The organism is Sphingomonas sp. DC5200-1 (genome assembly GCF_049897245.1).
Lineage (GTDB): Bacteria > Pseudomonadota > Alphaproteobacteria > Sphingomonadales > Sphingomonadaceae > Sphingomonas > Sphingomonas aquatilis.
The window spans coordinates 407331-419851 of sequence record NZ_JAFCVW010000003.1; the positions used below are offsets into that span (position 1 = coordinate 407331).

Genomic DNA, 12521 nt, shown 5'->3' on the forward strand with positions numbered 1-12521 from the left:
AGGGCCCTATTCCATGACCGATACGACGACTGCGCTCCACGAGGACGGATCGCTGGAACGCCTGACGATCGACACGATCCGCACGCTGTCGATGGACGCGGTGCAAAAAGCCAATTCCGGCCACCCCGGCACGCCGATGGCGCTGGCGCCGGTCGGCTATACGCTCTGGTCACAATTCCTGCGCTACGATCCGTCGAAGCCCGACTGGCCCAACCGCGACCGCTTCGTGCTGTCCGTCGGCCATGCGTCGATGCTGCTGTACAGCCTGATCCACCTCGCCGGCATCGAAGAGATCGACGCGGACGGTAACAAGACCGGCCGTCCCGCGCTTAGCCTCGACGATCTGAAGGGCTTCCGCCAGCTCGCCTCGCGCACACCGGGCCACCCCGAATATCGCCACACCACGGGCGTCGAGACGACGACCGGCCCGCTGGGCGCGGGGTGCTCCAATTCCGTCGGCATGGCGATCGCGGAGCGGTGGCTCGCGGCACGCTACAACCAGGGCGGCTTCACGCTGTTCGACCATGACGTCTACACGCTGTGCGGCGACGGCGACATGATGGAAGGCGTCGCGGCCGAGGCGGCGAGCCTTGCCGGCCACCTCAAGCTCAGCAACCTGTGCTGGATCTACGACAGCAACCACATCTCGATCGAGGGCGGCACCGATCTCGCGTTCGACGAAGACGTCGGCAAGCGGTTCGAGGCCTATGGCTGGAACGTCATCCACATCGACGATGCCAACGACACCAAGGCTTTCGCCGCTGCGATCGAGACGTTCAAGGCGACGAACGACAAGCCCACCTTCATCGTCGTCCATTCGGTCATCGGCTGGGGCAGCCCCAAGGCGGGCAGCGAGAAGGCGCACGGCGAGCCGCTCGGCGAGGATAACATCCGCGCGACGAAGAAGGCCTATGGCTGGCCCGAGGACAAGAGCTTCTACATCCCCGATGGCGTCGCCGAACACTTCCATGATGCGATCGCCGACCGCGGCACGAAGCTGCGCGAGGAATGGGACGCGAATTTCGCCAAGTATCGCGAGGCGCAGCCCGATCTCGCCGCCGAGCTCGACCTGATGCTCAAGGATACGCTGCCTGAGGGCTGGGACGCCGACGTTCCCGAATTCCCGGCCGACGAAAAGGGGCTCGCGACCCGCGATTCGGGTGGCAAGGTGCTCAATGCGCTCGCCGCGAAGGTGCCGTGGCTGATCGGCGGCTCCGCCGATCTCGCGCCGTCGACCAAGACCGACATCAAGGGCAAGGCCTCGTTTGAAGCGTCGAACTATGGCGGCCAGAACTTCCACTTCGGCGTGCGCGAACATGGCATGGGCGGTGTGGTCAACGGCATGGCGCTGTCGCACCTGCGCAGCTACGGTTCGACCTTCCTCGTCTTCGCCGATTACATGCGCGCGCCGATCCGCCTGTCGGCGATCATGGAACTGGCCGCGGTCTGGGTGTTCACCCACGATTCGATCGGCGTCGGCGAGGACGGCCCGACGCACCAGCCAATCGAGCATCTCGCCACGCTGCGCGCGATCCCCGGCCTCGACACGATCCGCCCCGGTGACGCCAACGAGGTCGGTTATGCGTGGCGCGCCGCGCTGGAGGACGCCAGCCGCCCGACCGCACTGATCTTCTCGCGGCAGGCGATGCCGACGCTCGATCGGTCGAAATACGCCTCGGCCGAGGGCGTGATGAAGGGCGGCTATGTCCTCGCCGATTGCGACGGCACGCCCGACGTGATCCTGATCGCCACGGGCAGCGAGTTGCACCTCGTCGTCGAGGCGCACGAAAAGTTGACCGCCGATGGCGTGAAGAGCCGCGTCGTCTCGCTGCCGAGCTGGTATCGCTACGAACTTCAGTCGGACGACTATAAGGAAAGCGTGCTGCCCAAGGGCGTCACCGCGCGCCTCGCGGTCGAGCAGGCGGGCGAGATCGGCTGGCATCGCTTCGTCGGTCTGGAAGGCCGCACGATCACCATGTCGACGTTCGGTGCCTCCGCCCCCATATCCAAGCTGCAGGATAAATACGGCTTCACCGTCGACAATGTCGTCAAGGTGGCGCGCGAGATGCTGGAGACCAAGTGATGAGCAAGCTGAGCGACCTTTCCGCCGCGGGCACCGCGGTGTGGCTCGACTTCGTCGATCGCAAGTTCCTCGAAGCCAAGGGCCTCGAAAAGCTGGTGAACGAGGACGGCCTGACCGGCGTCACCTCCAACCCGTCGATCTTCGAAAAGGCGATGGGCCATGGCGACGCCTATGATGCGACGCTCGCTGCCTTCGACAAGGCGAACCCCGGCGCGGCGACGATCGACCGTTACGAGCATCTCGCGATCCAGGACATCAAGGCTGCGGCCGAGACATTGCAGCCGGTCTACGACCGCCTCGACGGCAAGGACGGCTATGTCAGCCTGGAAGTGTCGCCGTACATCGCCGATGACACCGATGCGACGATCGCCGAGGCCGAAAAGCTGTGGAACGCAGTCGGCCACAAGAACCTGATGATCAAGATCCCCGGCACGGTCGCGGGCGCGCCGGCGATCAGCGCGACGATCGCCAAGGGCATCAACGTCAACGTGACTCTGCTGTTCGCGCTCGACGCCTACATCCGCGTGGCCGAAGCCTATGCCACCGGTCTCGAGGAGCGCGTCCGCCAGGGCCAGCCGATCGACCATATCGCCAGTGTCGCCAGCTTCTTCGTCAGCCGTATCGATACGGTCATCGACAAGGAAATCGACCGTCGCGTCGCCGAGGGCGATCCCGAAGCAGAGACGCTGAAGGGCCTGCGCGGCAAGGTCGCCATCGCCAACGCCAAGATGGCCTATCAATGGTTCCTCGACTTCGAACAGTCGGACCGCTGGCAGGCGCTCGCCGCCAAGGGCGCGCAGCCGCAGCGGCTGCTGTGGGCGTCGACCGGCGTGAAGGATAAGGCGTATCCGGACACGCTCTACGTCGACACGCTGATCGGCCGCGATACGGTGAACACCATGCCGCCCGCGACGATGGATGCCTTCCGCGAACGCGGCACCGTCGCCGAGACGCTGACACAGGACGTCGACGGCGCGCGCAAGGTGCTCGCCGATGCAGAACGTCTGGGGCTGAACCTGACGGGCGTCACCGACACGCTGGTGCTGGAAGGCGTCGCGTCCTTCGCCAAGGCGTTCGACGACCTGCTGGGTTCGATCGCCGCGAAGCAGCCGGCGGAGGCGTAACGATCGGGGGCGGCAATCAACCTCCGCCCCACATCCTCCGTCACCCCGGACTCGTTCCGGGGTCCACCGGGCCGCGGGGGAACGGCAGGAGGCTCGTGCCGCCCCCCTCGCCGCCGAGTGGACCCCGGACCAAGTCCGGGGTGACGCTGTATTGAGGCGGCTGAAAAGCTTTCCTCACGACCCGGTGGGCCGCGCCCTGCACCAAATCGAACCGGCCCCGCAACAACTCGGCCTGCTCCGGGTTCTACCCTTCGACATCCAACCATCCGTAAGGCAGCAGATATGAAGATCGGACTGATCGGCCTCGGCCGTATGGGCGGCAACATCGCGCGACGGCTGATGAAGGCGGGCCATCAGGTCGTCGTCTACGACCGCAGCGCAGAGGCGGTGGAGAAGCTCGCAGGCGAGGGTGCGATCGGCGCCAGTTCACTCGACGACGTCCGCGGCAAGCTCGATACGCCCGCCATCTGGTGGGTCATGCTCCCCGCCGGCGGCCCGACCGAGGATACGATCGCCGCGATCGGCGAGGGCGCGAACGCCGGCGACGTCGTCATCGATGGCGGCAACACCTTCTACAAGGACGACATCCGCCGCGCGAAGGGGCTGGCGGACAAGGGCGTCCATTATGTCGACGTCGGCACCTCGGGCGGTGTCTGGGGACTCGAGCGCGGCTATTGCATGATGATCGGCGGCGACGATGACACCGTCACGATGCTCGATCCAATTTTCGACGCGCTCGCCCCCGGCCTCGGCACGATCGAGCGTACGCCGGGCCGCATCGCGGGTCAGGCCGATCCGCGCGCCGAAAAGGGCTATATCCATGCCGGGCCCGCAGGCGCCGGGCACTTCGTCAAGATGGTCCACAACGGCATCGAATATGGCCTGATGCAGGCCTATGCCGAGGGCTTCGACATCCTGAAGTCGAAGAACAGCGACAAGCTGCCCGAGGACGAGCGCTTCGACCTCAACATGACCGACATCGCCGAGGTCTGGCGCCGCGGCAGCGTCATCTCGTCGTGGCTGCTCGACCTGACGGCCATCGCGCTGGCCAAGGACGGCGAGCTGAACGGCTTCTCCGGCAGCGTCGCCGATTCGGGCGAGGGCCAGTGGACGATCGACGCCGCGATGGAGGAAAAGGTGCCCGCCAACGTGCTCACCGCCTCGCTTTTCGCGCGATACCGCAGCCGCATTGAACATACCTATGGCGACAAAGTCCTCTCCGCGATGCGCTTTGGCTTCGGCGGGCACGTCGAGATGCCGCAGTGAGCGATGGCGTAAAGCCCATCGCCCTCGTCGTGTCCGACATCGACGGCACGCTGGTCGACAAGCAGAAGAAACTAACCGCCGCGACCACCGCGGCGGTCTCGCGCTTGGAAGCGGCGGGGGTCGGATTCACCGTCATCAGCGCGCGGCCGATCTCCGGCATCCTGCCGATCGTCGAGACGCTGGGGCTCGACGGGCCGATGGCGGCGTTCAACGGCGGCATCCTGTTCAAGCGCGATGGCACGATCACCGAGCATCACGTCATCGACGAGGGCGTCGCAAAGGGCGTGATGGCCATCGCGGCGGACAGCCCGGTCGACCTGTGGGTCTTTGCCGACGACCGCTGGTACGCCTCGACCGACCAGGGTGAGCATGTGGAACACGAGCGGCTGGCGTCGAACCAGGACCCGATCGTCACCGACGATTTCGGCGATCTGCTGGCCCGCGCCGACAAGATCACCTTCGTCAGCGACGACGCGCCGATGCTCAGCGATCTCGCGGACCGCTGCAAGGCGGCCCATGGCGAGGATGCGACGATCGTGCAGAGCCAGGTCTATTACCTCGACGTGACCGCGCTGGCGGCCAACAAGGGCGACGGCCTGATCGCGCTGGCCGCCGCGTTCGATCAGCCGCTGGATGCGATCGCCGCACTTGGCGACCAGTTCAACGACGTGCCGATGCTGGAGCGCGCCGGCCTGTCGATCGCGATGGGCAACGCCCCCGATCCGGTGAAGGCGCGTGCCGATCACGTCACCACCGCCAACGACGCCGATGGCGTCGCTCATGCCATCGACACCATCATCCTTCCCCGTACCGGAGCTACCGAATGAAACAGCTGATTGCCTTCGACCTTGACGGAACGCTGGCCGAGAGCAAGCAGCCCTTGCAGGAACCGATGGGTGAAGCGCTCGCCGACCTGCTCGGCGTGGCGCATGTCGCGGTCATTTCGGGCGGCGACTGGCCGCAGTTCCAGAAGCAGGTGGCGAGCCGCCTGCCGGCGCGCGCCGACCTGTCCAAGCTGTGGCTGATGCCGACGACGGGCACCAAATTGTACGTCCACCGCGATGGCGCATGGCAGACGGTCTATGCCGAGCTGTTTGACGATGCGACCAAGGCGAAAATCCTGAAGGCGTTCGACGAGTCGCTGGAGGCGACGGGATTCGTCCCCGAAAAGACCTGGGGCGAGCGCATCGAGGATCGGGGCAGCCAGATCACCTTCTCCGCACTCGGCCAGGAAGCGCCCGTCGATGAGAAAGAGCATTGGGACCCCAAGTTCGAGAAGCGCAAGGTCATCCAGGCCGACCTGAAGCAGCGCCTGCCGGGCCTGTCGATCAACATGGGCGGCGCGACCTCGATCGACATCACGCAGGAAGGCGTCGACAAGGCGTACGGCCTGAAGAAGCTGCGCGACGAGAGCGGCATTCCGCTCGATGCGATGATGTTCATCGGCGACGCGATCTTCCCCGGCGGCAACGATTATCCGGCGAAGGAACTGGGGCTCGACACGGTGCGCGTCCGCGATCCTGACGAAACGATCTCGGTCGTGACCACGATCGTCGCCTGCCAGAAGTAACTTAACCGCGGGGTGCGGCGAGCCCGGTCAGTCCGGGCGCCGCACCCGTTCGGTCAGGACGATCTCGCCCTCGACCTCAATCTCTTCGTCATCCGACAGGTCGGATGTATCGGGCATCTCGAACTCGGCGCTCCAGTCGTAGATTTTCGCGAGGCCGCCATCGATCCAGACGCGCACCGCGCCGCTGGTGATCTCTCCCCCCATCGCACCGACGAAATCCGCGACGAGGTTTTCCGCCGCGGACTCGTGATCGGTCGCGCCGGGGATGCTGGCCGGCGTCATCGGCTCATCCATCTCGATCAGCTGTGCCCAGAAGCGTTTGGCCATCGTCGTCGTCCTTGCGTTGCCGCGACCGGCGGAGCGTCGCGTTGCGGTGGCGTCGGCGGTAGCGAAGCCGGGGCGCGTAGGACAGGGCCTTTGGGTTTTGCGAGCGTCGTCAGCGGGATGGCCGGGTTGGCATCCAAATAGAACGAGAGAGGGGCGCCGGATCTGATCCGGCGCCCCTCTCTTTTGTCTCGAGCGGCGGCGTGGCGGAGCCACGCCGTCAGTCCTCATGTACCATGAGGCTGGCCGACAGCGCCTGTGCTTGCGCACCGGCACGGTCAGAGCCGTGCCTCAGGCGCTGTAGTACATGTCGTATTCGACCGGGCTGGGGGTCATTTCCCAGCGCGCGACTTCGCCGCGCTTGATCTCGATATAGGCTTCGATCTGGTCCTTCGAGAACACGTCGCCCTTCAGCAGGAAGTCGTGGTCGGCGGCCAGGCTGTCGAGCGCCTCGCGGAGCGAACCGCAGACGGTCGGGACCTGGGCGAGCTCTGCCGGCGGCAGGTCGTACAGGTTCTTGTCCATCGCCTCGCCCGGATGGATCTTGTTCTGGATGCCGTCCATGCCCGCCATCATCAGCGCCGCATAGGCGAGATAGGGGTTGGCCATCGCATCCGGGAAGCGGACTTCGACGCGCTTCGCCTTGGGGCCGGTGCCGTACGGAATGCGGCACGAGGCCGAGCGGTTGCGTGCCGAATAGGCGAGCAGCACAGGCGCTTCGTAACCCGGCACCAGACGCTTGTAGCTGTTGGTGGTCGGATTGGTGAAGGCGTTGACCGCCTTGGCGTGCTTGATGATGCCGCCGATGAAGTACAGGCACATCTCGCTGAGGCCGGCATAGCCTTCGCCCGCGAACAGCGGGGTCTTGCCGCTCCAGATCGAGAAGTGGGTGTGCATGCCCGAGCCGTTATCTTCCTTGATCGGCTTGGGCATGAAGGTGGCCGACTTGCCATAGGCATGCGCGACCTGATGCACGACATACTTGTAGATCTGCATGCGGTCGGCGGTCTGCGTCAGCGTGCCGAAGGTCAGGCCCAGCTCGTGCTGCGCGGCGGCGACCTCGTGGTGATGCTTGTCGCAGGGCAGGCCCATTTCGAGCATGGTCGAGACCATCTCGCCACGGATGTCGACCGCCGAGTCGACCGGCGCGACGGGGAAATAGCCGCCCTTGGCGCGCGGACGATGGCCGAGGTTGCCGCCTTCATATTCGCGGCCGGTGTTGGTCGGCAGCTCGATATCGTCGATCTTGAAGTACGACTCGGCGTAGTTCGTGTCGAACTGCACGTTGTCGAACATGAAGAATTCGGCTTCCGGGCCGACGTATACGGTGTCGCCGACGCCGGTGGTCTTCAGATACGCCTCGGCGCGCTTCGCGGTGGAGCGCGGATCGCGGGCGTAGAGTTCGCCGGTCGAGGGTTCGACGACGTCGCAGAACACGATCAGCATCGGGGTGGCCGAGAACGGATCGGTGTAGATCGCGTCGAGATCGGGCTTCAGCACCATGTCCGACTCGTTGATCGCCTTCCAGCCCTCGATCGAGGAGCCGTCGAACATCAGGCCGTCGGTGAATTCATCTTCGCCCATGACGCTCGCGACCATGGTGAGGTGCTGCCACTTGCCCTTGGGGTCGGTGAAGCGCAGATCGATCCACTCGATCTCCTCGTCCTTGATCTTGTTCAGGATGTCGTTGGCGGTCGCCATGGAAAGCCCTTTGCTCTGGTAATGACCCGGCCGGGACCGGAAGGATGTTGCGCCGCGGGCGTGCCAATCACACAGATTGTTGCGCCGCGTCAAATGACGAAGATGTCAGACGGTGACTAGATCGCAGCCTCGTCGCGTTCGCCGGTGCGGATGCGCAGCGCGGTTTCGACCGGGATGACGAAGATCTTGCCATCGCCGATCCGGCCCGTCTGCGCGGCGGCGGCGATCGCCTCCACCACGCGTTCGGCGAGCGCGTCGTCGACGACGACCTCCAGCTTCACCTTGGGCAGGAAGTCGACGACATATTCGGCACCGCGATAGAGTTCGGTATGGCCCTTCTGCCGCCCGAAGCCCTTGGCTTCGGTGACGGTGATGCCGGACACGCCGATCTCGTGCAGTGCTTCCTTCACCTCATCCAGCTTGAACGGCTTGATGATGGCTTCGACCTTCTTCACCGGACCACGCCCCTTGACTGAAACCCTCGCCCCGAGCGCGGGTGTTGCACCAAACGTGCCAGTCCCGCGCCCGAGGGGCAACCGGGATTCGGCCGATTTTGCTGCCTGCAAAACGGGCATTTCGTGCCCCGTTGCCCGAGTCGCGGGCAGCGATGCGACGCGCGGAAGTGGACGAAGTGGACGGTACGTAACGTCCGAAAACGCCCCCGGCCCGGTGCCGATGGGCAACGGGTGGCGCGAGGCGGCAGGAACGGCATGGCGGCGAGTGTAGCAGAGCGGGAGCGTGTAGGACAGCGGGGCGACGGGTGGGAGCCGAAAAGCAATGTCGTCATTCCCGCGCAGGCGGGAATCCAGACTGGCTGGCCGTGCTGCTCGAGCCGAAACGTCAGAGGTTATGGATTCCCGCCTTCGCGGGAATGACGGAGAAGGGGCGGTGGGGCGGTGGGGCGGTCTCGCCTTAGAGGATCTCGCGCACCTTCTCGGCCGGGCGGGCCAGGACGACGCCCTTGTCGGTTTCGACGATCGGGCGCTGGATGATGATCGGATTGATCGTCATCGCTTCGAGGATCGTCGCATCGTCGGCATCGGCCAGCGCCTTGGCGTCGGGTTCGGTCATCCGCAGCCCCTCGCGCGGGGTGAGGCCCGCGGCGGCATAGAGGCGCGAAAGCTCCGCGACGGTCGGCGGGTGCTTGAGATATTCGATGACGGTGACGTCGGCGCCGGCGTCTTCGAGGAGGGCGAGGGTGCTGCGCGAGGTGCCGCAGCGCGGGTTGTGATAGATGGTGGCGTGCATGACGGGCGGTATATCGCGGTTCGGCAGGATGCGGGAGGGCGTGCGAGGCCGGGCGGGGCGGGCCGTCCGAACGGCAAAAGGGCGGCGCATGTACGATGCGCCGCCCCCTGCACCGGGCCGAGTGAGGCGATCAGCCCTTGGTACGCGCGGCCTTCATGGCGTTGCGTACGGCGGTGAGGAAATGGTTGCCGGGCTGCGCCTTGCACTGCTGCACGACGATCGGCACGACATTCTCGACGCCGTCGAGCGTCACGGTCGGGTGCGCTTTGCCCTTCGGACCGTAATTGGCGGCATAGACGACCGCCTGCGGGCGGAAGCTTTCGTCGAGCAGACCGAAGTCGCCGCAGGTCACGGTTTCGAGGTGCTTGCCCTGCTTGAGCAGGTCGACGTGGCGGACTTCGCCGTTGCGGCTGGGAATGGTCGCCTTTTCCTGCACCTGCAGCGGCGCTGCAACGGCAGTCGAGGAAACGGCGAGAAGCGCACAGGCGGCGATCGTGCCAAACATCCGGGTCATTGTTCCAGTCTCCCTTCCTTAGAGGCGCTGGTAAAATACCCATATGTCCATATCGGTTTCATTATAACGGCAAATTCATGATGCCGTTACTTGGGTGTCAGCAACGACTGTTATCGTTATGCCGGTGTATTCAGGAATTGTTGTTGCGCGGCAGGGATTTGTGCGGTGTGGGCACGTGATCCGTCGTCCTGGCGAAGGCAGGAACCTCTCGCGGCGCGTGTTGCGCGCGCTTGCCGGGAGATCCCAGCCTTCGCTGGGAGGACGTTATGGGCGGGGGACGATCGGGGCTGCCGTATCAGGAGGAGGCCGTCCCAGGGACGGCCGCCATCATCCCTGCTTCGCGAGCCACTCTTCCAGCCACTTGATCGTATAGTCGCCGCGCTGGAATTCGGGATCGTCGAGCAGCGCCTGATGCAGCGGGATCGTCGTCGTCGGACCGTCGATGACGAATTCCTCCAGCGCGCGGCGCAGGCGGCGCAGCGCCCCTTCGCGGGTGGTGCCGTAGACGATCAGCTTGGCGATCATGCTGTCGTAATAGGGCGGCACCTTATAGCCGGCGTAGAGGCCGCTATCGACGCGCACGTGCATGCCGCCCGGCGCGTGGAACTGCTTCACCAGACCCGGCGAGGGGGCGAAGGTGCGCGGGTCCTCGGCATTGATGCGGCATTCGATCGCATGGCCGCGGAACTGCACGTCCTCCTGACGCAGCGTCAGCGGATGGCCTTCGGCCACGCGGATCTGTTCGCGGACGAGGTCGAGACCGGTGATCATCTCCGTCACCGGATGTTCCACCTGCAGACGGGTGTTCATCTCGATGAAGTAGAATTCGCCGTCTTCCCACAGGAATTCGATCGTGCCGGCGCCGCGATAGCCCATGTCGGCCATCGCCTTCGCGCAGACGCCGCCGATGCGTTCGCGATCGGCCTGGCTGAGCACGGGGGAGGGCGCTTCCTCCAGCACCTTCTGGTGACGGCGTTGCAGCGAGCAGTCGCGTTCCCCTAAGTGGATCGCATTGCCGTTGCCGTCGCCGAAGACCTGGATCTCGATATGGCGCGGGTTGCCGAGATACTTTTCGAGATACACCGTAGCATCGCCGAACGCGGCCTTCGCCTCGCTGCCGGCTTGCTGCATCAGCGTTTCGAGTTCGTCCTCGGAATGGCACACCTTCATGCCGCGGCCGCCGCCACCCGACGCCGCCTTGATGATGACGGGATAGCCCGCTTTCGCCGCGATCGCCTTCGCCTCGGCGACGTCGCTGATCGCGCCGTCCGATCCGGGGACGAGCGGCAGGCCGAGCGCGCCGGCGGTGCGCTTCGCCTCGATCTTGTCGCCCATCGTGCGGATATGCTCGGGCTTCGGCCCGACGAAGATCAGGTTATGCAGCTCGACGATCTCGGCGAACCGCGCGTTTTCGCTCAGGAAACCATAGCCCGGGTGGATCGCGTCGGCGCCGCTGATCTCGGCCGCCGAAATGATGTTCGGGATGTTGAGGTAGCTGTCGACCGCGGCGGGCGGCCCGATGCAGATCGCCTCGTCGGCGAGGCGGACGTGCATTGCGTCGGCATCAGCGGTGGAATGGACCGCGACGGTGCGGATGCCCATTTCGCGGCAGGCGCGGTGGATGCGCAGCGCGATTTCGCCACGGTTGGCGATCAGCAGCTTCTTGATCTGACGGGGAGCAGCGGTCACGCGTGGTTACTCGACGACCACGAGCGGCTGGTCGAATTCGACCGGCTGGCCGTTTTCGATCAGAATCTGGCGGACGGTGCCGGCGGTGGCGGCGACGATCGGGTTCATGACCTTCATCGCCTCGACGATCAGCAGCGTGTCGCCGGCCGAGACGCTCTGGCCGACGCTGACGAAGGGCTTCGCGCCCGGCTCGGCGGCGAGATAGGCGGTGCCGACCATCGGCGACTTCACCGCATTGGCCGACACGGCTGGTGCCATCGCACCGGCTTCGACCGGCGCTGCGGCCGCGGGGGCGGCAGGCGCTGCGGCGACGGGCGCGGGGGCGTAATGGACGGGCGCGGCCTGGGGGGCGGCCTTGCGCGCGACGCGGATCTTGCGGTCGCCCTCTTCCACCTCGATCTCGGTCAGATGGGTGGCGTCGAGCAGTTCGGCGAGCTGGCGCACGAGGTTCACGTCAACCTGCATGGCGCCGTTGGGGGTCTGGACGGTCATGGGAAGGCCTCCTGTCAGAAGCGCGCCGCGGCTTCAAGCGCGAGCATGTAGGAGAGGGCGCCAAAGCCGGCGATCGTGCCTTTTGCGGCACGCCCGACGAAGCTGACGTGGCGGAAGTCCTCGCGGGTGTGCGGGTTGGAGAGGTGGACCTCGATCACCGGCGTGCGGATACCCTTGATCGCGTCGTGGACGGCGACAGACGTGTGCGTGAAGGCGCCGGCGTTGAGGATCACCGCCTTCGCGCCGCGCGCCTGCGCTTCGTGCAGCCAGTCGACGAGGTGCCCTTCGTGGTTGGACTGGCGCATGTCGATGTCGAGGTCGAGTTCGCGGGCGCGATCTTCGAGCTGGCCGGCGATGTCGTCGAGCGTGTCGTGGCCGTAGATCTCCGGCTCGCGCGTGCCGAGCAGGTTCAGGTTCGGGCCGTTGAGGACGTAGATCGTGTCGGTCATGGGCGGGGGTGTATCGTCGTTTCGCGGGCGGCGCAAAGCAGAGGGTTTTCACGCGAAGACG

At 65.6% G+C, this 12521-nt stretch carries 13 protein-coding genes; 5 read left to right on the forward strand and 8 right to left on the reverse strand.

Annotated elements, in window-relative coordinates:
- Positions 1-13 precede the first annotated feature (13 nt).
- The 5 genes from tkt (at position 14) to ACP7A3_RS08135 (ending at position 6043) form a co-directional block, all read left to right on the forward strand.
- On the forward strand, positions 14-2083 hold the full coding sequence (gene tkt, locus ACP7A3_RS08115; protein ID WP_426256169.1) for a transketolase: 2070 nt from the start codon (positions 14-16) through the stop codon (positions 2081-2083).
- Entirely contained in the window at positions 2083-3207 is a 1125-nt protein-coding gene (gene tal / locus ACP7A3_RS08120) for a transaldolase (RefSeq protein WP_426256168.1), read from the forward strand. Before tkt ends, tal begins: the two co-directional genes overlap by 1 nt.
- Before the next feature lie 264 nt (positions 3208-3471).
- On the forward strand, positions 3472-4473 hold the full coding sequence (gnd, locus tag ACP7A3_RS08125; protein ID WP_294313476.1) for a phosphogluconate dehydrogenase (NAD(+)-dependent, decarboxylating): 1002 nt from the start codon (positions 3472-3474) through the stop codon (positions 4471-4473).
- Complete coding sequence (locus tag ACP7A3_RS08130) at positions 4470-5300, forward strand: Cof-type HAD-IIB family hydrolase (protein ID WP_426256167.1); 831 nt, start codon at positions 4470-4472, stop codon at positions 5298-5300. The genes gnd and ACP7A3_RS08130 overlap by 4 nt, the downstream gene beginning before the upstream one ends.
- Complete coding sequence (locus ACP7A3_RS08135) at positions 5297-6043, forward strand: HAD-IIB family hydrolase (protein ID WP_426256166.1); 747 nt, start codon at positions 5297-5299, stop codon at positions 6041-6043. The genes ACP7A3_RS08130 and ACP7A3_RS08135 overlap by 4 nt, the downstream gene beginning before the upstream one ends.
- A gap of 27 nt (positions 6044-6070) precedes the next feature.
- Here the strand turns inward: ACP7A3_RS08135 and ACP7A3_RS08140 are convergent, their stop codons facing one another.
- The 8 genes from ACP7A3_RS08140 to aroQ all read right to left on the reverse strand — a co-directional run bounded on the left by ACP7A3_RS08140 (position 6071) and on the right by aroQ (position 12460).
- Entirely contained in the window at positions 6071-6370 is a 300-nt protein-coding gene (locus tag ACP7A3_RS08140) for a hypothetical protein (protein ID WP_017977638.1), read from the reverse strand.
- A 288-nt stretch (positions 6371-6658) separates the two neighbouring features.
- Positions 6659-8068, reverse strand: coding sequence for a type I glutamate--ammonia ligase (gene glnA / locus ACP7A3_RS08145; RefSeq protein ID WP_426256165.1), 1410 nt, complete (start codon positions 8066-8068; stop codon positions 6659-6661).
- Positions 8069-8184: 116 nt separating this feature from the next.
- Positions 8185-8523: a P-II family nitrogen regulator gene (locus ACP7A3_RS08150; protein WP_017977640.1), complete on the reverse strand. Its 339-nt coding sequence runs from the start codon at positions 8521-8523 to the stop codon at positions 8185-8187.
- A gap of 457 nt (positions 8524-8980) precedes the next feature.
- Entirely contained in the window at positions 8981-9316 is a 336-nt protein-coding gene (locus ACP7A3_RS08155; RefSeq protein ID WP_426256164.1) for an arsenate reductase family protein, read from the reverse strand.
- Between the two features lie 130 nt (positions 9317-9446).
- Positions 9447-9830: an HdeA/HdeB family chaperone gene (locus tag ACP7A3_RS08160; RefSeq protein ID WP_426256163.1), complete on the reverse strand. Its 384-nt coding sequence runs from the start codon at positions 9828-9830 to the stop codon at positions 9447-9449.
- Between the two features lie 327 nt (positions 9831-10157).
- Positions 10158-11519 (reverse strand): acetyl-CoA carboxylase biotin carboxylase subunit, encoded by a 1362-nt coding sequence (gene accC / locus ACP7A3_RS08165; RefSeq protein ID WP_017977643.1) that lies wholly within the window; start codon positions 11517-11519, stop codon positions 10158-10160.
- 6 nt (positions 11520-11525) lie between these two features.
- The gene (gene accB, locus ACP7A3_RS08170) at positions 11526-12011 is read right to left on the reverse strand and encodes an acetyl-CoA carboxylase biotin carboxyl carrier protein (RefSeq protein WP_426256162.1); all 486 of its coding nucleotides are present in this window, start codon (positions 12009-12011) and stop codon (positions 11526-11528) included.
- 14 nt (positions 12012-12025) lie between these two features.
- Positions 12026-12460: a type II 3-dehydroquinate dehydratase gene (gene aroQ, locus ACP7A3_RS08175; RefSeq protein ID WP_063687677.1), complete on the reverse strand. Its 435-nt coding sequence runs from the start codon at positions 12458-12460 to the stop codon at positions 12026-12028.
- Positions 12461-12521: the final 61 nt, after the last annotated feature.